We start from the raw sequence: 22,058 nt of genomic DNA, 5'->3' as shown, positions 1-22,058 counted from the left end.
GCGGAAAGCGCAGCATGTCCTTCATCGAAAACGCCGTTGCCCGCTGGGCCGAACTGCAGCGGCTCCAGGCGGCCCCCGGCTGGAAACTGACCAACGTCAACGCCTGGGTGCTGGCACTCTTCCGCGAAGCCTTCACCCGAACCCGGCCGCGGGTCCCGCTGGACGACTTCCACGCCATGACGGACAGCTTCCTCAACCGTCTCCGCATGGACGGCGTGCAGCTGCGCGAGGACTGGACCGGCCGGAACTACGCCGATGACTGGGTAGCCCGCCGCTTCCTTGCCCGGCCCCGCGCGGATGGGAAGTTCGTCTACGAACTCACCGAGTCCTCCGCCCGCTTCCTCTCCTACCTGGACGGCTTCAGCAGCGACAAGACCTCGCTGAACTCCTCCCGCCTGGCCACCCTGCTGGACCGGGTGGAAAACCTTGCCCAGGAATCCAACCCGGACCCCGCCGCCCGCATCGCCGTGCTTAAAGAAGAGGTCGCCCGCCGCGAGGAAATGATCCGCGCCCTGGAAACCGGCGAGGCTCCCCCGCCGCTGCCGGAGGACACCGCCGTCGAAGCCGCCCGCGACATCCTGGACCTGGCCGCCGCCCTGCCGGCCGACTTCAAACGCATGCGCGACGGCCTGGAAAAAATGCTGCATAACCTGCGCCAGGAAATGGTCGAATCCAACGCCGCCAAGGGCCTGACCATGGGCGAAATCCTCGAAGCGGACAAAAAGCTGCGCAGCACCGCCGAAGGCCGCACCTACGAGGGCTTCACCGCCTTCCTGAACGACGCCGACCAGCAGGCCCGCTTCCGCGCCGCCATCGCCGAGGTGCTCGAACGCGACTTCGCGGACAACCTGACCCCCGAAGACCGGCAGAGCCTGTACCGGCTGATCTCCGACATGCGGGACCAGGCCACCGAAATCCACCGCATCTACGGCCGGCTCTCCGAATCCATGCACACCTACGTGCAGAGCGACGAGTACCGCGAATCCGTCCAGCTGCGCCAGCTCATCCGCGCTGCCGAGGCCGCCATCCACAAGGCCCCGCGCGGACGCCGCCGCGCCGCCGTCGTCCCCGCCCCGCAGCTGTACGGGTCGGGCTTCGAGTCCCTGAGCATGGTCCGGGTCTACAACCCCGAGGACCACGCCGCCCCGCGCACCCTGCCCGAACCGCCGCAGTTCACCGAGGCGGACATCCACCGCTCGGCCCGCACCCCGCGCGCGGACCGGCGGGTGCTGGCCGACGCCGTCTCCCGGGCGACGGCGTCACGCCCGGCTGCCACGGTGGCCCAGGTCTTCGAACAGCTGCCGCCCGAACACCGGCACCTGAACAGCATCCGTGCCCTGCTCGCCGGCGGTTCCGCCGCCGGGCCTGAAACTACACCGACCCTTGAATCCGTTACCTTTACCCAGATCGACGGCAGCGAGCGCACCGCGCTGCTGCCCGCCGTCGCCGTCGCGAAAGCCCCACAAAAATGAGCGAGACCATCCACGCCGCCCCGGACGAGAACGTCCCGGAAAACCCGGACCTGGACGCCGAGCAGGCAGAAGAGACCGCAGAAACAGAGCGTGACCTGCTGGTCGACGGCCCGGAACTGTTCCCCGGCGACACCGGTACCCTGCCGCTGAAGCTGCGCCAGGCCCTGATCCGGTTGCTGCGCGGCCCCTACCTGGACGCCACCTCCAGCGACAACGTGTACGAGACCGTGGTGGACAACCAGGAGCAGCTGCGCGTGCGGCTGAGCGAACTGTTCCTGTCCCTGGTCATTGACGAGGACCGCAAGGTCGCCCTGCTGCGCCCGGTGGATATGGCCGAGCCGCACACCTCCGCCCTGCAGCGCCAGCGTGAAATGACCCGCGAGGAAACCCTGCTGCTGCTGCGCTTGCGGCTGATCCTGGACCGGCACACCGGCACTGGGAACGAGGCCACCATCGCCCGGCAGGACATCCTTGAGGTGCTCGAGGCCTACGTGGATCCGGGCCAGCGAGACGCGAAGTCCGTGGAGGACACCGCGGACGCCGCCATCCGTAAGCTCGTCCAGGACCGCCGCCTGCTCATCCCCACCGAGCTGGACAACGTCTGGGTCATCTCCCCCGCCCTGCCGCTGGCCCTGCCCTACAGCCAGATCGGCGACATCGTCACCTTTATGCAGACCCTCTCCGGGGACGGTGAAACAGCGGACGACGACGCCGCCCCGACGCTCGACGTCGGGCCCGCCGACACTGACGCTGACACCGACACTGAACCCGCCACGAACGACGGCGAGGAGCCGGCATGAGCATCGAAACCACCCTCCCCATGGGAGACCTGATCAACCCCGGCCAGAACCGGCTCTCCTCCGTGCAGATCGTGAACTGGGGCACCTTCGACGGCGCGCACACCATCAAGGTGGACCGCGCCGGCACCCTGCTCACCGGCGATTCCGGCGTGGGCAAATCCACCGTCTTCGACGCCATGCTGCTGGTCATGGACGCCCGCCCCCGCATGAACGAGGCCGCGCAGAACAACAACGGCACCAACGCCGAGGAAAAGCGCACCGCCTTCTCCTACATGCGCGGCCGGCTCGGCACGCAGGGGGCCGACGACGGCGCGGGCACCGCCTACCAGCGTCCCGGCGCCACCTGGTCCGCGGTCTGCCTGACCTTCGACAACGGGCTGGGGCAGATCACCTCCCTCTCCGTGGTGATGGACCTGCCGGCCACCGGCACCGAACACAACCTGGGCCGGTTCTACCTGGTGCACAACAAGCCCCTGGACTTGGCGGCCCTGCAGACCGGCATCCGCGGCCGCTTCACCAAGGGCAGCCTCGAGGCGCTGCTGCCCGGCGCCGCGGTGTTCGATTCGCATCGGATGTTCGCCGAACGCTACCGCTCGGCGCTCGGCGTCGAGGATGACAAGGCGTTCAACCTGCTGCGCATCCTGCAGACCGGCAAGGGCCTGGGCGGCACGGTCAATGACTTCTTCCGCACCCACGTGCTGGACACCCCGCGCACCCTCACCGCCGCCGAAGAAGCGGTGGAGGACTTCAGCCACCTGCGCAGCATCCGCCGCCAGCTCGAACGCGCCCGGCAGCAGCGCGACCACCTTGCCTCCGTCCCGGAACTGCACACCCGCTACCGCGAAGCCGCCGACGCCCTCGCGCACAACCGCGCCCTGACCACCGAGGGCCTGCCCGCCTACCGGCAGCGCCTGGCCCTGGAGGGCGCCTCCCGCACCGCAAAGAAGCTCGACGCCGCCGCATCGGCCGCCCATGCCGAACTGTCCGCCGCGGAAACCCGCCGCGCCACGCTCAAGGACCAGCGCGACGCCCTGAGCGCCCGGTACGCCGCGGAGGGCGGCGGAGCCATCGCCACCCTGGAACGGGAGCTCGCCGCGGCCGCCGCGCAGCTGCGCTCCCGCGAAACCGTGGAAACTGCGTTCCGGGACGAGCTCGCCGCGGCCGGGATCGACGTCGACTTCTCCCCCGCCGGGCTGGTCACCGCCCGCAGCCGCGCCGCCGACCTGCTGAAGTCCCTCACCGCAGACCTGGACGCCGCCAAGGAGCGCAGCAGCAACGCGCACGGCGAGGCCTGGTCCCTGAAGGGGCAGATCGCCAAGCTGGAAAACGAGATCGGCTCCTTCCGCCGCCGCAAGTCCAGCATCCGACAGGAATCCCTGGACCAGCGCACCCGGATCTGCGCCGCCACCGGCATCAACGAATCCGACATGCCGTTCGCCGCGGAGCTGATCGACCTGCCCGCCGAGCACGCCCAGTGGCGTCCGGCCGCCGAACGCACGCTGCGTTCCCTGGCCACCGCCCTATTGGTGCCCGGCGAGCACATGGCCGCGGTGACCCGGTACTTGAGCGAAAACGACATGCAGGGCTACGTGCGCTGCATCGACGTCTCCGTGCCATTGGATGGCCCCACCGAACCCGGCCCCGATGACCTGATCACCAAGCTGCTCACCCACGACTCGGCCATGGGCGACTGGGTGCACCGGAAAATCACCGCGCACTACGACTTCGTCTGCGTGGAGGACCCCGCCGGGCTGGCCGACGTCGCCAAGGGTGTGAGCAGAGGCGGTGCGGTCAAGCGCAACCGCAGCACCACCGAAAAGGACGACCGCCACACCAAGGCCTCCGACAATGTGCTGGGCTTCGATAACAAGGACACCGTCGCGGCGCTCGGCAACGAACTGCTGGCTCTGCGCTCCGTGTTCGAAGAGGCGGACAACGTCTCGAAGCAGCACGCCGCGGAGCAGGATGAAATTGTCCGCCGGCTGGCCGCGGTCCGCCGCGTCGCCGAGGACACCCGGAGCTGGGAGGAACTCTCCGCGGACGAGGCGCGCGCCGCCGTCGAACAGGCCACCGAGCGGCTGGAAACGGCCCGGGACGCCAACGCGGATCTGGAGCAGATCCGCTTCGAGTTGGACACCGCCGAGCTGGACCTGACCGCCGCCACGGAGAAGGTCGGCGGGCTCAAGGGCGAAGCGGCGCGGCTCGACGCCGAGCTGGCCGCCGCCGTCGAACGCCGCACCGCGCTCTCCGCAAAGGCTCCCGGGGCGCTGTCCGAGGGGCTGCGCACCGCGCTGGCCGAACTGTTTGACCCGTTCGGGGACCTGACCGACGCCGCCCGGCTGAAGGAAGCCGCCGGCGAGGTGGAGCGCGCCCTGATCACCGAGCAGGCCCGGCTGGAGAAGACCCTGCTGGAAACCCGCGCGAAGCTGGAGCGGACCTTCGAGACGTTCTCGGACAAGTGGGGCTCGGACTTCGGCACCTCCGTGGAGGCTGCCGGCGCGTACGAGGACCGGTTCGAGGGCATCATCACCGAGGGCCTGCCGCAGCGCGAGGCCGAGTTCAGCGAGTACTTCAACAACCGCACCTACGAGCGGTTCAGCGACCTGCTGCAGCTGCTGGACGAGGAGCGCCGCAGCATCTCCTCGCGGCTGCTGCCGCTGAACTCCGTGCTCCGCCGGGTGGAATACCATGCCGGCAGCCACCTGGAGATCGAGGTGGCCACCACCATTCCCGACGCCGCGTACAAGTTCCGCACCGAGCTGAAGAACGCGCTGCCGATGATGGGCTCCCGGCAGGACAAGGCCGATATGGACGCCCGGTACGCTGCGCTCGAGGGTCTGGTGGACCGGCTGAAGGACCCGGAGGAGAAGCGCTGGCGGGCCGAGGTGCTGGATGTCCGCTCGCACGTGACCATCACCTGCACCCACCGCCTCGCCAACGGACACACGTACACCAACCTGCAGGCCTCGCTGATGTCCGGCGGTGAGGGCCAGCGCTTCACAGCGTTCATCATGGCCTCCGCACTGGCGTACCAGCTGGGCATTGTTTCGCAGGGCTTCAGCACGTACGGAACCGTGATGATGGACGAGGCGTTTGTTAAGTCGTCCCTGTCCTTTGCCGAGGCGTCCATCAATGCGCTGCACGAGTTCGGCTTCCAGCTGCTGCTCGCCGCGCCGGAGGACAAGGTGGACCTGTCCCGCTTCCTCGGTTCGGTCACGGAGATCCTGCGCGACGACGTCACCAACCGTTCCGGCGTGCTCGAGCGCGGTCTGGGCAACTCCCGGTCGGTGGACATCCTGTTGCGGTAGACACATCCTGCTCTGGAAAGGCAATGAGATGAAAGAGATGAAAGAGATGAAAGAGATGAAAGACAAGTACGCGGTAAACGCCGTGATGCTCGCCGGCGTTCTCTGCATCCTGCTCGGAACGTTGGGGCCGTTGGGGAACGTTTCCGGCATTCTGTGGCTCGCCGCGCTGCTGTTCTTCGCAGCGGCCCCGGTGCTGGCCTTCCAGCGGCACCAACGGGACGAGGCACCGGGCCGCGGCCCGCGCGCGTAGCGTGCGTGCCCGAGGTCCTCACAAGGGGCACTAGGCAAGCGGTCCGGCCGGATGGACACTGGTGAAGATGAGCGCTCTTTCCCCTCCCCGGTTCATCGAGTCCTGGCGGCGCCAGCTGATCGGCACGTTCAGCAACAACGCCGCCGAGGTCCCGCAGTGGGAGAGAGACCTGGCGAAGGGCGACGACGTCGGCCACTTCGGTCCGGATTCCGCGGTCTGGGCGGTGCACGGCTCCATGACGACCATCATCGCCGGGGTCCGGGCGCTGCTGCTGCAGGCCCTGCACCCCGGCGCGATGGCGGGAGTGCATGACTTCTCCGACTACAAGGAGGACCCGCTGGGCCGGCTGGCCGGGACCATCCGCTGGATCTTCACCGTCACCTACGGGTCCACGGCGGCGGCGAAGTCCGGGTCGGACTGGGTGCTGCGCCTGCACGAACGCGTGCACGGCACCTATGTGGACGCCGACGACGTCGAGCGGCCCTATTCGGCGAACGATCCGGAGATTGCCCGCTGGGTGCATTTGGCGTTCACCGACGCGTTCCTGTCCTCGCACCAGCGCTACGGCGGGCCGATTCCGGGCGGGCCGGACGCCTATGTGGCGGAGTGGGCGGTGGCCGGGGAGCTGATGGGGATTCCCGATCCGCCCCGGTCCGAGGCCGAGCTGCGCAAGCAGATGGCTTCCTACGATACCCAGCTGCGCAACGGCGACTATGTCCAGGAGGCGTTGCGGTTTCTGCGCCGTCCTCCGCTGCCGAAGAACCAGCTGCCCGGATATCGGGTGCTTTTCGCCGGCGCGGTTGCATCCCTGGAGCCGAAGCACCGGGAACTGCTCGGACTGAAGGCGCCGCGTCTGGGACCGGTTCCGCTGCCGATGATGTTTCCCGTGAAACTTGTTTTGGGTGTCATCCGGTTCGGTTTGGGGTCTCAGGGGCCCAGCGAGAAAGCAGCCCGGGAACGTATTGCACGGCTCGGGGACCAGCGGTAGGTCCGCGCCCCCGACGTAGTCTGCCGCTGGTCAGGGCACATGGTTCATGGGAAGGGACGCCGTGTCACCGTGGGCCGCGCGATTCGTTCAGGCGCGCAGGTAGTCGCGTTCAAAAGACAGGTATTTTTGGTTTCGGGAGGAGGGCGTTTCCGGCCGGTTTTGGGTCCGGAAATGTCAGTGCCGGATGAAATCCTGAAGGCATGGATCAGCTCGGGAACACCGGACGGACAACCGAAGAACCAGGCAGGAAAGACCAGCAGCCAACCGGGCAGACTGGCGAGGCGGATGCGCTCCGCGACCGCTGCACTCTAGCCGTGTTCCGGGCGGAACTGGCTGTTGACGCGGCCCGGGCCACGTTCGCCGGGCCAGCTGGCCCCGAAGGTTCCACAGCCACCGCAGCCGGAAGTGCTGCCGAAGGATATCCGGATGGTTTCACCGGATCGCTGGCCCTACAGAACCTAGAATCCTTTGACGAGCAGACAGTCGGCGAGGCCCTGACCCAGATGGCGCATCTGGTCTCCTGGGCACAGGCGCAGGAGACCCGCCTGATCAACCGGATGCGGGAGTTTTTCCGGGACAGCTTCTCCGCTGCGTCGGGGAAAGTCGACCCGGGAATGGCCTTTAGCCTTGCAGCGTCCGAATGCGCCACCATCCTGAACGTGCCGCAGGTGACCGGGCAGCGGCTGACATTCGAGGCCGGCAAACTCTGCAGCACCCACACCGCCACCCTGACCGCCATGGAAGAAGGACGGCTTTCCTACCAGCACGCTCAGGTGGTGCTGGATCAGTGCCAACAGGTTCCCGGCGAGGTGCTTCCGCAATTTGAGTCCGATCTGTTGAAAGCTGCGGAGGGGCGGACCCGGGCCCAGTTCTCCACCAAAGCCCGGGCGTTGCGCGTACGGAAGTTTCCGGACACGGTCAGCAAACACCACCAGTCCGCGTTCGAGCAGCGCAAGGTGACCCTGGACCGGGAAGAGGACGGCATGTCCTGTCTGTCGGCCCACCTGCGGGCAGCGGAAGCGCAGCAGATTTACACGGCCCTCAGTAAGGCAGCACGGGGTGAGCAGGTGGACGGGGATACCCGGACCGCGGATCAGCTGCGTGCGGATATCCTCGCCCAGTTGCTTATGGGCGGCCTCGGCACAGCCGCCCCCACCCCAGCGCGGCCCGGGAGTGGCGCCGGTGCGGGTCGGAGGAAGGCAAGCCCTGGAGGAACCGGATGCGATGACGCCGGTGCCGTGCCACGGGCAGAGGTCATGGTCCTGATCAACGCCGAAACCCTTTTCGGAGCCGACGATCGGCCCGCCGAACTGCACGGGTATGGACCGATCAGCGCCGATGAGGCCCGCAGGCTGGCTCGGAACGCTGTCGGCTGGACCGGACTCGCCCAGGACCCGGCAACGGGAGAAATCCTAGGGGTGGGACGACGGCGAAAGGTTCCGGCAGGGCTTCGCCGCTGGCTCCGGGCGAGGGACGGGACGTGCAGGTTCCCCGGCTGCCGGGTCAGTACCGCTAATGCGGACATCGACCACACCATCGATTGGGCGCGCGGCGGTCCCACTGACCACGGGAACCTGGAACACCTCTGCCGCAGGCACCACCGATTCAAGACTCTCGGCTACTGGAAAGCCTGCCAACCGACACCCGGAGTGATCGAGTGGACTTCACCGATCGGACGCGTCTACCGGACAGAGCCTTTCTTGGAACTCGGACCATTGCTCACTCAGAAGGACACAGGCAGGGCCGCGGGCAGGGTCACGGGCACGGGCACGGAGCCCACGGCACCAGAGGAAACCGTACCGCCGTTCTGAGCCGCTCCCGCGGTACGGTTTTCCCGCAGGTGGCAGTTGCTGTGAAGGCACCCTTTTGTGCCGTCCGACTACCTCCACTCGACCATCAGGTTCGGCCGTAACCGCCACCGCCACGCCACGCCACCGGCTCGGCCTAGGCCCGGCCGGCCGCCACCGCGACCAGCTCGGCGGCAACTCCGGTCAGCCGGCGCGGACCCGACCATATGGCCGTCAGGGGACGGCTGATTCCCTCCCCTTCGAAGGGAACCCGCAGCAGCTCCCCGCTGGCGAGCTGGTCGCGCACCACCAGTTCGCTCAGTGCCGCAGGTCCGGCACCGGCTGCAACAGCAACCCGCACCGCAGCATTGCTGCCCAGCACCTGGGCCGGTTCAACGACGTCGTACCCGGCAAGGACTTCCTGCAGCGCTTCCCGGGTGCCCGAACCGGCCTCCCGAACCACGAGCGGAGTTGCCGCCAGTTCCTGGAGCCCGATCCGGGTCCGGCCGGCCCACTCGTGGGACGGGGCAACAACCAGCACCAGCTCGTCCTCTCGGACCACCAGGGCGTTCAAGCGCACCGGCAGATTCGGAGTCTCCACGAACCCCAGCTGGAGGGTGCCGCGCTGCACTTCCTCGATAACCTGCGCCGAGTTCTCCACCCGCACGTCAATACGGGCCTGCGGCAAGCGGCGCTTCAGCTCAGCCAGCCAGGCCGGCAACAGCATGTCCGCAATCGTCAGGCTGGCACCCACCCGAAGTTCCATCGTTCCGCCGCTCCGACTGGTACGCACCGCGTCGTTGAAGCGCCGCGCGGAATCCAGCAGTTCCCGGGCAGAATCAGCCAGCAACCGTCCCATTGCGGTAGGTACGGATCCACGGGGGCTGCGTTCAAGCAGCGGACTTTTCAAATCCGCTTCCAAATCGGCAATGGAACGGCTCGCATTGGATTGGGCCATGCCCAGTTTCCGTGCCCCGGCAGCTACGCTGCCTTCGTCCACCACGGCAAGGAACAGTTCCAGCACCTGAAGGTTCGGCCACGCGTCAGCCATATCAAAATGCTATAGGTCCATGCGGAAGAGGCGGCTACCGGGCCGGTTGATCCGGTGCGAACATCGAAAATAGCGGGCGCGCAGGCCGGCCTGACGATGGACTCGCATTGGAGCAGACACCACCGTCGCGGGCGATTGCAGCCGCGCACCAACTCCTGATCCCCCACATGTACCGAAAGGAACTATGCGCAAGAGCATCCTCGCCCTGATTGTTGCCTGGCTGCTCGCAGCCGGAACCTTAGTCTCCTGTGCGGCGTCCGATTCGGAATCCTCCGGAGGCACCGCCACGGCAGAGGCATCCGCCAGCCCGTCGGCGGACGCTTCCATCCCCGCCGACCGGATGGACCAGGTGGCTCCTGACGACGCGAGGGCCATCACAGACCCCGCAGACCCCAAAGCCACCTTGGTGCTCTTTACCGACTACCAGTGCCCCTATTGCGCCGCCATGGACACGCTGATCCAGGAGGCCAAGGACGACTACGGGGACGACGTCCGCATTCTGGTCCGGAACTATCCCCTGCCCAAGCACCAGAACGCAGCGCCGGCGGCACGGGCCGTGGAAGCCGCAGCGGAGCAAGGCGCCCTGGAGCAGATGGCCTCGTCCGTCTTCGAGCACCAGCAGGACTGGAAGAGCCAGGACATGGACACCGTAGAGGACACCTTCGTCTCTTACGCCGCGGACCTCGGGCTGGATACAGAGAAGTTCCGTGCCGATTACGCCTCGGATGCCGTGAGGGACCGGGTGGCCCAGGATTTGGAGGATTCCCAGGATCTCCAGCTTCCGGGTACCCCCTCGCTGATCCTCGACAACCGGATCCTGGAACTGGACTCCGTGGATTACGACGCCATCCAGGAAGAGCTGGACGCAGCCCTGAACAAGTAGGAATTCAGGCACAGACTCGAACATCCGGGAGCAGGCCGGGCCGGCGCCGGGAGAGATCGGACAGAAGGCCCGGCCCGCCAGGCCCCGCCCCGAAGAGCGGGCAGAAGACACCGGGACAGCCCATAACCGGAGGCCGCAGGGGGCAGCCGGCAGGTGTGATTGAAAGCATGCTGACGACAGGGGCGCCTCGATAACAGGTTTATACCGATTGTGGGATAAAAATATCTCATGAATATCGAAGCCGGCTCCGTCCGCCCTGCCTGGAGCCGCCTTTTCGGCGTTCCCCTCATCGTTTCGGTCGTTTTTACCGTGGTCATGCTGGTGACCGCTCTGGCAGCGGGCCTCCCCGTGCGCGATCCGGAAGGGTTCCTGGGCCCGAGCTATGTCCGGCTGCCGTTAATGGTGCTCCTGATGATCGCCGCCGACGTCGTTCCCCGGGTGCTGGCCCGACGCCGCGAACTGGGCGGGCTGCGATCCGCCACCTCCAATGTGCTGCAGACCCGCTGGTCCGGACCGCGGCTGGCTGTGGCGGTGGCCGGCCTGATCACCTTCTACCTTGCCTATTTGTCCTACCGGAACCTGAAGAGTTTCCTGCCCTTCCTGCAGGAGCACCTGACCGATTCCATGCTTGAGCGCTCGGACAAATGGCTGGCAGGCGGCAACTTCCCCGGCGACATCCTGCACGAATTGCTGGGCACAGGCTTCAGCGCAGATCTGCTCTCCGGCGTCTACATGCTGTTTATGGTCTTTGTACCGTTCTCCCTCGCCGCAGCACTGGTGTGGTCCGACAACCTGCAGCGCGGTGCCTGGTACGCCACCGCCCTGTCCTTCAACTGGATTCTGGGGACCGTAACGTACTACGCCCTGCCGTCCATGGGTCCGATCTACTACGACGCCACACCATTCGCCGATCTGCCCGAAACAGCCGTCTCGGGCCTGCAGGACTCCCTGTACGAGAATAGGATCGAAGTGCTGGCAGATCCGTTTGCAACAGGCTCCGTTCACGGCATTGCCGCGTTCGCTTCCCTGCACACCTCCATCGTCTTTACGGCAGCACTGGTGGCGCATCTGACCCGGCTGCCGAAGCTGGCCCGCTGGGCCATGTGGGTCTACTTCGTCCTGACAACGCTGGCAACGGTGTACTTCGGCTGGCACTACGTCCTGGATGTCTTCGCCGGCCTTGCCCTCGGGGCGGTCTCGGTGTGGCTTGCCGCCCTTGCCGTAAACGCCGGAAACCGGAAGAAACCTGCGGCACCGGAAGAGGCTCCCGAACTGGAAACGGCCGGGGTCTAACTCTCCGTTGAGGAGCCCGAAGGGCTCAGGCACCGGAGGCACCGGGAGGGCTCAGGCGTCGGAGTCACCGGGAGGGCTCAGGCGTCGGAGTCACCGGCGGGCTCGAGGGCACCGGAGGGCCCGGAGGAAGGCGGCTTTAATATTTCCCGCGAGCTCTGCGAGCGCGGAAATTTCGTTGCCGCCGTTCCGGGCCCGCAGGAGCCCCCCACCCCGTCCCACAACAGCCCGCCCCACGACAAGCCCAGCGTCCCGGGCCCACAGGACCCTCGCCAGCTACACCGGCCCGAACGCCGCCACAGCGTTCTGCCCGCCGAACCCGAACGCGTTCGTCAGCGCATACCGCACCCGGGATTCCCGGGCCGACCCGGGCACATAGTCCAGATCGCACTCCGGATCCGATGTCGTGTAGTTCAGGGTCGGCGGAATGACGCCCTCGCGGATCGCCATCCCGCAGAGCAGTGACCCGAGGGTCCCGGCAGCGCCGATGAGGTGCCCGGTCATGGACTTGGGTGCCGTCACCGCGAGCGACGGCGCATGTTCGCCGAAAGCGGTGTGCAGAGCTAAGGTTTCGGTGCGGTCATTGGCCTGCGTAGAGGTGCCGTGGGCGCAGATCAGGTCCACGTCCTCGGGGTTCAGCCGGGACCGGTCCAGGGTGTGGCAGATGGCTTCGGCAGCGTACTGCCCGGACGGGTCGGGAGCGACAATATGGAACGCATCGGACGTCAGTGCCCCGCCCAGGATTTCGGCATACACCTCGGCATTGCGGGCACGGGCATGGCTGAGCAGTTCCAGCACACACACCACCGCTCCCTCGGCGAAGACAAACCCGTCCCGGTCGGCATCGAACGGCCGGCTGGCTTCCTGCGGGGAATCGTTGTTCCGGGACAGCCCGCGCATGGCGCTCAGTCCGGCGAACATCACGGAGGTAATGGCCGCATCGGTTCCGCCGGCAACCACCACGTCCGCATCGCCGGCCAGCAGGGTGCGCCGGGCCTCAAGCAGGGCAGCGGTGCCGCTGGCGCAGGCCAGGGCGCTGGCGTTGACCGGACCGTGGACCGCCAGGTCGATGGCCACCTCGCAGGCCGGCATGTTCGTCAGCGACGACGCCACGAAGCTGGGACTGATGGGACGCAGCCCGTCGCGGGCGAAGATTTCCGTGGCGGACTGGATCTCCGGATACCCGGAGACGGCACTGTTGATGATCACCGCCGCGTCCGCACCTTCCAGCGAAGGCCCCAAACCGGCGTCGGCCACTGCCTCCCGCGAGGCAGCCACCGCCAGCTGCGACGCGCGTGAGGACCGGCGCAGCCGCTTCACCGGAAGGTACTGTGCCGGATCGAAGTCCTTCACTTCCCCGGCTATCCGGGTGGGAAAGTCCGAGGCGTCGAAGGCCGTGATCCGATCGATCCCGCTGCGCCCTTCCTTCAGCCCCGCCCAGGTTTCGCGCCAGGTCCCGCCGAGCGGTGTCACGGCACCCATTCCGGTGATGACCACCCGCTCATGCATCTAGTCCGCCTTCCGCACCGGCGCAGGGATGTGCATCCGCCCGTCCAGCCAGTCCTGCGCCGCGGAATCCGCCACCTTGTAGTGCATTTTCTTGCCGGTGGCGGTCATCGGCACCTCGTCGACAAAGCGGTAGCCCCGGGGCCGCTTGAAATCGGCCAGCCCCGGATGCGCCCTGCAGAAGGCGTCCAGCCCGTCGGCGTCGAGCTCCGCATCCCGGCGCACCACGTACGCCACCACGCGCTGGCCCCACCGGTCGTCGGGCACGCCCACCACCACGGACTCCAGGACACCGGGATGGTCCGCGAGCGCAGCCTCCACCTGCACCGGATGGATGTTCTCGCCGCCGGAAATGATCATGTCGTCCGTCCGGCCCATGATGGTCACGTACCCTTCGGCGTCCCAGGTGGCCATGTCCCCCGGGTACAGCCAGCCGTCGTGGAACTTCTCCTCCTCGACGTGGGGCAGGTTGGCGTAGCTGAACCCGGATTTCGGCGAGCGCATGATCACCTCGCCGATTTCGCTGCCGTCCCGGGCCGCCAGTTCGTGCGGCTGCCCGCGGCGGCCCTCAAACACGCGGACGACGGCGACGTCGTCGTCCGTACACGCGCGCCCGGCGCTGCCGGCATGGGCGGGGAGGTCCTCGGGCCGAAGGAACGTGTTCCAGAAGCCCTCGGTGGTTCCGTAGCCGTTGAAGATCCGCGGCGTGAGCAGCTCCTGGTACCGGATGGCAGCGGAGCGGTCCAGCGGTGCACCCATGGTGACGATGCCGCGCAGCGTCTCCAGGTTCCTCGGGTTCCTTTCCTGTTCGACGGCGATCATCTCCAGGGTGGTGGGTGCACCGATGAGGTACGTCAGCCCCAGCTCCGGCACCCAGTCCAGCACCGTGGCCGGGCTAAAGCTACGCAGCGGCACCACCGACCCGCCGATATAGAACACCGGGTTGGGGCCGCCGGAGTGCAGCCCGCCCCGGTGGAACCACGGCGTCATGTTCAGGGTGCGGTCGGACGGGCTGAGTGGAAAGTGCATGATCACGTCGTGGGCACTCATCACCTCGGCGATGGACGGCAGCGGGACGCCCTTGGGCATGCCCGTGGTGCCCGAAGTGTAGAAGCGGGTGCTCTCCTCGAAGGTGGAGAAGTCCGCGGGGAGGTCGGGCAGGTCCCCGGACGCGGCGTCGACGGCGGAGCCGAAGTCCTCTCCTAGGGTGCCGTTCCCGCCGGCCACCAGGACCACCGGAGAAACTCCGGCCAGCTCCAGTGCCTGCGCCGCGGTGCCGGTGTGCTCGGCGTCCACCACGAACACGGCCGGATCGCTGTCTTTCAGGATGTGCGCGGTTTCCGCAGGTGCCAGCCGGTAGTTCACCGGGACACTGACCGCTCCCAGCCGCTGGGTAGCCAGGTAGAGCAGGGCGAATTCGACGCCGTTGTAGAGCTGATACATCACCCGGTCCCCGCGGCCGACGCCGCGTTCAGCCAGGGCACGCGCCACGGAGTCCACGGCATCGCCGAGCTGGGCGTAGGTGAACTCCCGGCCGGACAGCGGATCAGCCAGGGCCAGCCGGTCCGCGTACCGGGCCACGTTCCGCGCGAAGCCGGCCGCGTAGGTCAGGGAGTGTTCGAAGTAGTTCCGGTAGCGGGCGGGATCGTAGCTCACTGCTGCTTCCTTTCAGTCGGTACTGCACTGTTACGGGCGCCCGCCCCGGGTGGGCCTCTCCGGCAGGGAGACCGGCGGGCCGGAAGCGTCGGAGTGGAACGGCGGGGCAATCACCGAGAGTCCGCCGTCAACCACCAGGACAGAGCCGGTGATGTATTCGGCGCCGTCGGAGAGCAGGAACTCCACGGCGGCGGCCATTTCGTCCACGGTGCCGGGCCGGCGTTTCGGCAGGCGGGCAACAATGCCGGACAGGGGCGCCATCCCCTCGAGGGAATAGAAGTAGTCCAGCGAGTCGGACTCGATCAGTCCCCCGTTCACGGCGTTGACGTTGATGCCGTAGGGACCGAATTCGGCGGCCATGAACCGGACGAAGGATTCCACCGCGGCCTTGTAGGAGCCGAGGGCGGCATATGCGGGGAAGGCCCGGGAGCTGCCGTAACTGGTGAGCGCAACAATCCGGCCGCCGTCGTCCATCAGTTTCACCGCCTCCTGCGCGCCGAGGACAAAGGGGCGTACGTTCACCGCGTAGGCCCGGTCCAGGTGATGCGATTTCAGGTCCACCACGTTCTTGAACGCCGCGGCGGCGGCGTTGTTGATGAAGTAGTCCAGTCGGCCGTATTTCTCGGCTGCGGCGTCGAAGAGCCGGTCAATGTCCTCGGGGTTCTCCACATCGGCCTGCACGGCGATGCCGCTGCCCCCGAGTTCCTGCAGCCGGGCCACCACGTCCAGAGCCAGTGCGGCGTTCCGGCGGTAACTGACGACGACGGCGGTCCCCTGCGCTGCCAGCCGCTCCGCCACGCGCCGGCCGATGCCGCGCGAGGCACCGGTGATCAGCGCTACCTTTCCGCCGTCTGGTCCCACGTGTGCCCTCCTGCGCCCGGTGATAGTGCATCACACCTTGGCACTGGTGCCGTCCGGGAAACAAGACCCGGCACGAAAGCCGCAGTACGTGTCTTCCGTGGCCGGCGTGGCCTGCACGGCGGGCCCGGCGGTCAGGAACGGAGGTAGGCGAGGGTTGCCAGCACCCGGCGGTGGCCGCTGTCCGACTGCGCGAGCCCGAGCTTGGCGAAGATGTTGCCGATGTGTTTGCTGACCGCGGTTTCGGACACCGATATGGCCGAGGCAATGGCGGTGTTGCCCAGCCCTTCAGCGACCAGCCCCAGCACCTCGAATTCGCGCGGAGTCAGGGACCGGATGGGATCCTGGCTGCTGCGGCGGCTGAACAGCTGGGCAATGACTTCCGGGTCCATCACGGTTCCGCCGGCGGCCACGCGCCGCAGGCCGTCCACGAACTCGCCGACGTTGCCCACGCGTTCCTTCAGCAGGTAGCCCACCCCCTGCGCCCCGGAGGCCAGCAGCCGGCTGGCGTAGCGGTCCTCCACGTACGCGGAAAGCACCAGCACCGGGAAATCCGGAACCCGGTTCCGCAGTTCCAGGGCGGCCCGCAGCCCTTCATTGGTGAAGGTCGGCGGCATCCGGACATCCAGCACGGCGCCGTCCGCGCTGCCGGGGGTAAAGGCCGCCAGCAGGTCATCGGCGTTGTCCCAGGAACCGACAACATCGAACCCTTCGCCGCGCAGCAGCAGTTCCAGCCCGGCCCGCAGCAGGGCATCGTCTTCGGCGATTAGAAGGCGCACGGCAGTTCCACCCTGATGTTCGTCGGTCCGCCGTCGGGGCTGTTCAGCACGAGCCGGCCGCCGAAAGCGGCAGCACGCCGGGCAATTCCGGCCAGGCCGGTGCCGGATCCGCGGACGTCGGCCGCTTGGGTCGACCCGGCGGGCGCTGCCGGGTCCGCCGTTGCGCCGCCGCGGCCGTCGTCGTTCACCAAAATCACCAGGACGTCTCCCTTCGGGGTTGATTCAGTCCGCAGCACCACGTCGATCCGCGACGCGCCGGAGTGCTTCGCCGCGTTGGTCAGGGCTTCCGCGAGGACAAAGTAGGCCGCCGATTCCACCGCGGCAGGGGCACGGAGCAGGCCGTCCACGTTCAGGGAACACGGTATGGGTGAGCGGCTGGTGAGGGCGGAAGCAGCACCGCCCAGGCCAAGTTCGTCCAGGACCGGCGGATAAATGTCGTGCACCGCGGCGCGCAGCCCGGCGAGCGCTTCGGAGGCGGCGTCCTGGGCCCGGCCGATAAAGGGTACGGCGGCGGCCGGGTCGGTTTCGGCGGCGCGCTGCGCCAGGCCCAGCATCATGACGACGCCGACCAGCCGGTTCTGCGCGCCGTCGTGCAGTTCGCGTTCAATCCGGCGCAGCTCTGCAGCGTGGGCGGCGAGGGCACTGGCTCGGGCCGCCGAGAGGTCGGAGATCCGGCGGGCCAGGTCCGCGTACCTCCGTGGGGAAAGGATGGCCAGGGTGGCTGCGCTGAACCTCCGGGCAAGCCACGGCAGCAGCACCCATCCCGCGGCGGCATACACGAGTCCCAGCAGCATCATCAGGACGGCGTCGCCCCAGCTGCGGACGAAGATGGTCAGTTCCAGCGGCGCATCCGGCGGGAAGAGCTGCCAAAAGGGTGCCGTCGCCACATAGAGCACGGCGCCGAAGGGAAGCGCGAGGGCCAGCGCTGCTGCCAGCACGGCAAACGCACAGTGGAACAGCAGCCAGGACAAATCCCGCTTGGTTTCCGGAGCGCTCAGCAGGGCTGCCAGCTCGGTGAAGGAGTGCCTGCCGGCGAGACGGCGGCGGTCAAAGGGAATGACCGCGGAAGAGAACGACGCCGAACGGGCCTGCGCCCGGGACGCGAGCCGGTTTACGGCCGCAAGGAAGACCGGAACCGCGTACAGGCCCACCCCCAGCGCCACGAACGGCAGCAGCGCGATCCCGGCCACTAGCAGGCCCAGGGAGGCCAGCCAGTACCAGCCCTCGCGCACAAGGAAACCCGTGTCCTTGATCCGGGCTGCGGCGGGGTCGGGGAGTCTCACCCGTTGAATTATGCCCGAGCCCTACTCCGCTGTCGGTATAGCCAGCTATACCCCAAACCGGGCTGTTGGCTGTATCGGATCCGGTTTCCCCGATCCGTAGCGTCGAAGTCAGCAGGTTTTCCCGTTCCCGGTCCGATCAAAGGATGATCCGATGTTTACCGACGCTTCTGAATTCTCCGGCCCTGCAGCCCTGCAGCTGCAGGGTGTGTCCAAGAGCTACCGCTCCGGCAACGCCGCGGTGCCGGCCCTCCGCGATGTGTCCCTGGCCATTCCGGCGGGGACTTTCACCGCCATCATGGGACCGTCCGGTTCCGGCAAGAGCACGCTCCTCCAATGCGCAGCCGGGCTCGATGCCCCTGACAGCGGCACCGTGCTGCTGGGCACCACCGAGATCTCCCACCTGCACCGCAAGGCCCTGACCCGCTTCCGCCGGGACCACGTGGGTTTCGTCTTCCAGTCCTACAACCTGCTCCCCCAGCTGACGGTGGCCCGGAACGTCACCCTGCCGCTGCTGCTGGCCGGGAGGGCCACGGACAACGTCTGGCTCGACTACGTACTGGACGCGGTGGGACTGGCCGGCTTGGGGGAACGCAAGCCCCAGGAACTCTCCGGCGGGCAGCAGCAGCGGGCCGCTATCGCCCGGGCCCTGATCACCCGACCCGACGCGGTCTTTGCAGATGAACCCACCGGGGCCCTGGACTCCGTGACGGCACGCCAGGTCCTGGACCTGCTCCGGCACACCGTTTCGGCCCTGGGTCAGACCGTCATCATGGTGACCCACGATCCCGTGGCCGCCGGCTCCGCCGACACCGTGCTTTTCCTCGCGGACGGGCGCCTCGACGGCAGCATGACCGGCGCCACCGCCCTCGATGTCAGTGAACGCATGGCCCGTCTGGGGGAGAACTGACATGTGGACCCTTGCCAAAGCATCCATCCGGCACCACCGCGGCGGATTCGCCGGGGTTTTCGTAGCCGTGTTCCTGTGCGCCGCGCTCATCACCGCGATGGGCGTCCTGATTGAATCCGGAACCCGCGGCGGGATTGCCCCGCAGCGCATGCAGGGGGCCGACGTCGTTGTGGGTGCCCCGCAGGCACATCCGGTGGTCGAAGACATGGATACCCCCTTCGCCGAGCGCGTCCTGCTCCCCGCCGACGCCGTAGAGGAGATCGCGGCCGTCCCGGGAGTCGAACGGGCCGTCGGCACCATCGACCTTCCGCTGGCCACCGCCGACGGTACGGCCGTCTCCGGCGCCGCCTGGGATTCCGCCGTCCTGACCCCGTACACACTGACCGCCGGGGAGGCACCCCGCGGCGTAAGGGAGGTGGTAGTGGATGAATCCTTCGGGGCGGAACCGGGAAGCGTCCTGACCCTGACCCACGGCGGGGAGGCGACGGAATACACCGTGTCCGGCCTCGCGTCGCCCGAAGCGGGAGTGGACACCGGGCCGGCTGCCTTCCTCAGCGCAGCCGGCGCGGAAGCCCTCTGGCCGCACGGAGACGCGGTGGCAACCGTGGGGGTGATCGCCGAATCGGGCGTCCGTCCGGCGCAGCTGTCCGAGGACATCGAGGCCCAGGTAGGCGACGTCGTCGGCTACACCGGGGACCGCCGCGGAGACGTGGAGAACCTGGGCGGATCCGCCGCCAGGTCGACGCTGCTGCTGCTCAGCGGCTCGCTGGCGGGTGTTGCCGTGATGACCGCGGTCTTTGTGACCGCCGGAACCCTGTCCCTGTCCATCATGGCGCGGCGCCGGGAATTCGCGATGCTGCGCGCCGTCGGCGCAGGCGCCAACCAGACCCTTGGCCTTGTGGTGCGTGAAGTCCTGCTGGTTTCCGGCACTGCCGCCGTACTGGGGGCGGCCCCCGGTTACCTGCTGGCATGGTTCCTCGGCAAGCAGTTCGCTGCCGGCGGCGTGCTTCCGGAGACCTTCGTCCTGGCCTTCAGCCCGCTGCCGGCCCTGGCGGCCGTAGCCGTCAGCGTTGCCGCAGCGGCGGGCGCCTCCCTCGTTTCGGCACGCGGCACGGTGCGGACGGCACCGACGGCTGCCCTGCGTGAGTCCGTGACGGAAGCGTCCCGGCTGGGCAGGGGACGGGTCATTACCGGGCTGTCCCTGTTGGGCGCCGGTCTTGTTGCGGCCCTGGTACCGATTGCCGTTCCGGGCACCGCTGGCCTGGCCTCGGCGGCCTCCAGCATCCTGCTGCTGATGATCGGCGCGGGCATGCTGGGACCCTGGCTGGTAACCGGGGCACTGAAGCTGGTGCAGCCGCTGGTCCGCCGCAGCCCCTCCGCGTCGCTGGCCCTGGCAGAAGCCAATGCCTCTGCCTTCCCGCGCCGGCTTGCCTCGGGGATTGTTCCGCTGGCCCTGGCCATTGCGCTGGGATCGGTGCAGTTCTTCATGCCGACCACGGTGGCATCGGAAGCCGAGCGGCAGTCCCGGGACGGAGTGGTGGCCGGCTATCTGATTCTCGCTCCGGGGTCCGGAGTCTCCGAGCACCTGGCCGACCAGGTGACGGATCTGCCCGGAGTGGAGTCCACCTCGCCGGTGGCCCGGTCCGCGGTCCTCGCCAAGGCGGGCTTCGCCGGGATGGAGGATGGCGTGCAGCCGTACGCCGTCCAGGGGTTGGCGCCGCAGGACCTGAGCGGGACCTTGGACCTGGACGTGACCGAAGGGTCCCTGGACCGGCTGGCGGACCCCGACACGGTGGCGCTGAGCGCCGACCTGGCCCGCGAAGCCGGTACAGCCGTGGGCGAGGACTTCGCCTTCTACTACGGGGACGGCACCGAGGCGACCGCCGTCGTCGTCGCCACCTACGAGCGGGGGCTGGGATTCGGAGACGTGGCGGTGGCCAATGACACGCTGCGCAGCCACACCACCACCGGGCTGAACGACTATCTGCTGGTCACCGCGGAACCGGATACCGATCCCGCGGAGTTGGCTGCCGCCGTCGACGGCCTGGGCCTGACCCTCATGGACAAGGAGGAGCTCGGTGCAGCCGGGGCCGCGGAACGCAATGCCGACTCCTGGGCATCGGTGATCGCGATGCTGGTGCTGCTGGGCTACCTCGCCGTCTCCGTGGTCAACACGCTGGTGATGGCGACGGCCCGGCGCCGGCCGGAAATGATGCTCCTCCGGACCCTGGGTGCCTCCGATACCCAGCTGCGCCGGATGACAGGAGCGGAGTCGCTGCTGATAGTTGCTGCCGCCGTCGTCATCGGCACCGTCCTGGCGCTGCCGCCGCTGATGGGCATCGCTGTCAGTGTCTCGGGGGCGCCGCTCCCCACGATTGTGCCGGCGGTATATCTCGGCCTGGCCGGCGCGACGGCGGCACTCGGCTTCGGTTCGATCGCGGTGGCCACGCGTGCCGCGCTGCGGGCCGAGCAATGACCTGCTGACATAAAGAAACACCCCGGTCCGAAGACCGGGGTGATTCTTTGTCCTGGCGGAGGATGGGGGATTTGAACCCCCGAGGGCGTTAACCCAACACGCGTTCCAGGCGTGCGCCATAGGCCGCTAGGCGAATCCTCCAGGCTTGCTCCCGTAGAAGCAGATATAAGACTACCCGACGCAGGGCCAAACCAACGAATCGGCGGCTTTGCGGGCTGGAATCCCGCGAGCCGCCTGGTCCTCCGAGCGGTATCCGCAACGGCATCCGGGCGGTTAAACAAATGAAGACCCGCACGTCGGTGTGCGGGCCTTCATTCATAACGTATGTCCGGCGGTGACCTACTCTCCCACATCCTCCCGGATGCAGTACCATCGGCGCTGTGGGTCTTAGCTTCCGGGTTCGGAATGGGACCGGGCGTTTCCCCCACGCTATGACCGCCGTAACCCTAGCCCTGCCAGCCACTGCGGCAGGAAATCCTTGGTTACAGACTGCCCTTTCGGGTGCTGTCCTTTAAGTCTACAACGTCTTTGGACGCCCCGTGACCACGGCCTTCCTGACCGACGGCTCCTCCCCGGGCCGGCACCACCGGCCGGCGCGGATGCAAGGAAAATCACGGCGCAGATGCCGCTGGCGGCGCGGATCCCCCGGCCCGGCCCTGGGCATGCCCCGGTTAAACAGGTCAGGTCCCGCACCAATGGTGCGGGACCTGACCCTCTACACAAATATTGTCCGGCGGTGACCTACTCTCCCACATCCTCCCGGA

At 67.8% G+C, this 22,058-nt stretch carries 16 protein-coding genes, 1 tRNA gene and 1 rRNA gene; 10 read left to right on the top strand and 8 right to left on the bottom strand.

Features of this window, described 5'->3' with window-relative positions; genetic code table 11:
- Nucleotides 1–14: 14 nt before the first annotated feature.
- From AC5RT8_RS14620 to AC5RT8_RS14595, 6 genes are all read left to right on the top strand, one after another.
- Nucleotides 15–1,472, top strand: coding sequence for a DUF3375 domain-containing protein (locus AC5RT8_RS14620; protein WP_494096442.1), 1,458 nt, complete (start codon nt 15–17; stop codon nt 1,470–1,472).
- Nucleotides 1,469–2,272, top strand: coding sequence for a DUF4194 domain-containing protein (locus AC5RT8_RS14615; RefSeq protein WP_494096441.1), 804 nt, complete (start codon nt 1,469–1,471; stop codon nt 2,270–2,272). Before AC5RT8_RS14620 ends, AC5RT8_RS14615 begins: the two co-directional genes overlap by 4 nt.
- Nucleotides 2,269–5,580 carry an ATP-binding protein gene (locus AC5RT8_RS14610; protein ID WP_494096440.1) on the top strand — a complete coding sequence of 1,104 codons (3,312 nt, stop codon included), beginning with the start codon at nt 2,269–2,271 and terminating at the stop codon, nt 5,578–5,580. The genes AC5RT8_RS14615 and AC5RT8_RS14610 overlap by 4 nt, the downstream gene beginning before the upstream one ends.
- A gap of 28 nt (nt 5,581–5,608) precedes the next feature.
- The gene (locus AC5RT8_RS14605; RefSeq protein WP_494096439.1) at nt 5,609–5,830 is read left to right on the top strand and encodes a hypothetical protein; all 222 of its coding nucleotides are present in this window, start codon (nt 5,609–5,611) and stop codon (nt 5,828–5,830) included.
- Nucleotides 5,831–5,897: 67 nt separating this feature from the next.
- Entirely contained in the window at nt 5,898–6,818 is a 921-nt protein-coding gene (locus tag AC5RT8_RS14600) for an oxygenase MpaB family protein (protein WP_494096438.1), read from the top strand.
- A gap of 200 nt (nt 6,819–7,018) precedes the next feature.
- Entirely contained in the window at nt 7,019–8,629 is a 1,611-nt protein-coding gene (locus AC5RT8_RS14595; RefSeq protein WP_494096437.1) for an HNH endonuclease, read from the top strand.
- Between the two features lie 133 nt (nt 8,630–8,762).
- Here the strand turns inward: AC5RT8_RS14595 and AC5RT8_RS14590 are convergent, their stop codons facing one another.
- Nucleotides 8,763–9,656: a LysR family transcriptional regulator gene (locus AC5RT8_RS14590; RefSeq protein ID WP_494096436.1), complete on the bottom strand. Its 894-nt coding sequence runs from the start codon at nt 9,654–9,656 to the stop codon at nt 8,763–8,765.
- Nucleotides 9,657–9,840: 184 nt separating this feature from the next.
- Between AC5RT8_RS14590 and AC5RT8_RS14585 the strand changes: the two genes are divergently transcribed.
- The gene (locus AC5RT8_RS14585) at nt 9,841–10,539 is read left to right on the top strand and encodes a DsbA family protein (protein ID WP_494096435.1); all 699 of its coding nucleotides are present in this window, start codon (nt 9,841–9,843) and stop codon (nt 10,537–10,539) included.
- A gap of 228 nt (nt 10,540–10,767) precedes the next feature.
- A complete protein-coding gene (locus tag AC5RT8_RS14580) occupies nt 10,768–11,832 on the top strand; it encodes a phosphatase PAP2 family protein (RefSeq protein ID WP_494096434.1) in 1,065 nt (354 codons plus the stop codon).
- Between the two features lie 273 nt (nt 11,833–12,105).
- Here the strand turns inward: AC5RT8_RS14580 and AC5RT8_RS14575 are convergent, their stop codons facing one another.
- The 5 genes from AC5RT8_RS14575 to AC5RT8_RS14555 form a co-directional block, all read right to left on the bottom strand.
- Nucleotides 12,106–13,338, bottom strand: a complete 1,233-nt coding sequence (locus tag AC5RT8_RS14575) for a beta-ketoacyl-[acyl-carrier-protein] synthase family protein (protein ID WP_494096433.1) — start codon at nt 13,336–13,338, stop codon at nt 12,106–12,108.
- Entirely contained in the window at nt 13,339–14,991 is a 1,653-nt protein-coding gene (locus tag AC5RT8_RS14570) for a class I adenylate-forming enzyme family protein (protein WP_494096432.1), read from the bottom strand.
- A 30-nt stretch (nt 14,992–15,021) separates the two neighbouring features.
- Nucleotides 15,022–15,852, bottom strand: a complete 831-nt coding sequence (locus AC5RT8_RS14565; protein WP_494096431.1) for an SDR family oxidoreductase — start codon at nt 15,850–15,852, stop codon at nt 15,022–15,024.
- Nucleotides 15,853–15,983: 131 nt separating this feature from the next.
- Nucleotides 15,984–16,628: a response regulator gene (locus AC5RT8_RS14560; RefSeq protein WP_494096430.1), complete on the bottom strand. Its 645-nt coding sequence runs from the start codon at nt 16,626–16,628 to the stop codon at nt 15,984–15,986.
- On the bottom strand, nt 16,616–17,911 hold the full coding sequence (locus tag AC5RT8_RS14555; protein ID WP_494096429.1) for a sensor histidine kinase: 1,296 nt from the start codon (nt 17,909–17,911) through the stop codon (nt 16,616–16,618). The genes AC5RT8_RS14560 and AC5RT8_RS14555 overlap by 13 nt, the downstream gene beginning before the upstream one ends.
- A gap of 151 nt (nt 17,912–18,062) precedes the next feature.
- Between AC5RT8_RS14555 and AC5RT8_RS14550 the strand changes: the two genes are divergently transcribed.
- Together AC5RT8_RS14550 and AC5RT8_RS14545 are read left to right on the top strand one after the other, a co-directional pair.
- Nucleotides 18,063–18,818 (top strand): ABC transporter ATP-binding protein, encoded by a 756-nt coding sequence (locus AC5RT8_RS14550; protein ID WP_494096428.1) that lies wholly within the window; start codon nt 18,063–18,065, stop codon nt 18,816–18,818.
- Between the two features lies 1 nt (nt 18,819).
- A complete protein-coding gene (locus tag AC5RT8_RS14545; RefSeq protein ID WP_494096427.1) occupies nt 18,820–21,294 on the top strand; it encodes an FtsX-like permease family protein in 2,475 nt (824 codons plus the stop codon).
- Between the two features lie 53 nt (nt 21,295–21,347).
- Here the strand turns inward: AC5RT8_RS14545 and AC5RT8_RS14540 are convergent.
- Nucleotides 21,348–21,435 (bottom strand) — tRNA-Ser (locus tag AC5RT8_RS14540).
- Between the two features lie 185 nt (nt 21,436–21,620).
- Nucleotides 21,621–21,737, bottom strand: a 5S ribosomal RNA gene (rrf, locus tag AC5RT8_RS14535).
- Nucleotides 21,738–22,058: the final 321 nt, after the last annotated feature.

The organism is Arthrobacter sp. Ms25, assembly GCF_059090365.1.
The sequence above is the reverse complement of the archived record's forward strand: the minus strand, read 5'-3'. Positions and strand labels throughout refer to the sequence as shown.

What these genes read in the sequence shown, in the direction of transcription:
- AC5RT8_RS14595 (WP_494096437.1), top strand. Translation starts at nt 7,019, where the DNA reads ATGGATCAGCTCGGGAACACCGGACGGACAACCGAAGAACCAGGCAGG.
- AC5RT8_RS14545 (WP_494096427.1), top strand. Translation starts at nt 18,820, where the DNA reads ATGTGGACCCTTGCCAAAGCATCCATCCGGCACCACCGCGGCGGATTC.
- AC5RT8_RS14590 (WP_494096436.1), bottom strand. Translation starts at nt 9,656, where the DNA reads ATGGCTGACGCGTGGCCGAACCTTCAGGTGCTGGAACTGTTCCTTGCC.
- AC5RT8_RS14550 (WP_494096428.1), top strand. Translation starts at nt 18,063, where the DNA reads ATGTTTACCGACGCTTCTGAATTCTCCGGCCCTGCAGCCCTGCAGCTG.
- AC5RT8_RS14575 (WP_494096433.1), bottom strand. Translation starts at nt 13,338, where the DNA reads ATGCATGAGCGGGTGGTCATCACCGGAATGGGTGCCGTGACACCGCTC.
- AC5RT8_RS14615 (WP_494096441.1), top strand. Translation starts at nt 1,469, where the DNA reads ATGAGCGAGACCATCCACGCCGCCCCGGACGAGAACGTCCCGGAAAAC.
- AC5RT8_RS14580 (WP_494096434.1), top strand. Translation starts at nt 10,768, where the DNA reads ATGAATATCGAAGCCGGCTCCGTCCGCCCTGCCTGGAGCCGCCTTTTC.
- AC5RT8_RS14585 (WP_494096435.1), top strand. Translation starts at nt 9,841, where the DNA reads ATGCGCAAGAGCATCCTCGCCCTGATTGTTGCCTGGCTGCTCGCAGCC.
- AC5RT8_RS14605 (WP_494096439.1), top strand. Translation starts at nt 5,609, where the DNA reads ATGAAAGAGATGAAAGAGATGAAAGAGATGAAAGACAAGTACGCGGTA.
- AC5RT8_RS14610 (WP_494096440.1), top strand. Translation starts at nt 2,269, where the DNA reads ATGAGCATCGAAACCACCCTCCCCATGGGAGACCTGATCAACCCCGGC.
- AC5RT8_RS14620 (WP_494096442.1), top strand. Translation starts at nt 15, where the DNA reads ATGTCCTTCATCGAAAACGCCGTTGCCCGCTGGGCCGAACTGCAGCGG.
- AC5RT8_RS14600 (WP_494096438.1), top strand. Translation starts at nt 5,898, where the DNA reads ATGAGCGCTCTTTCCCCTCCCCGGTTCATCGAGTCCTGGCGGCGCCAG.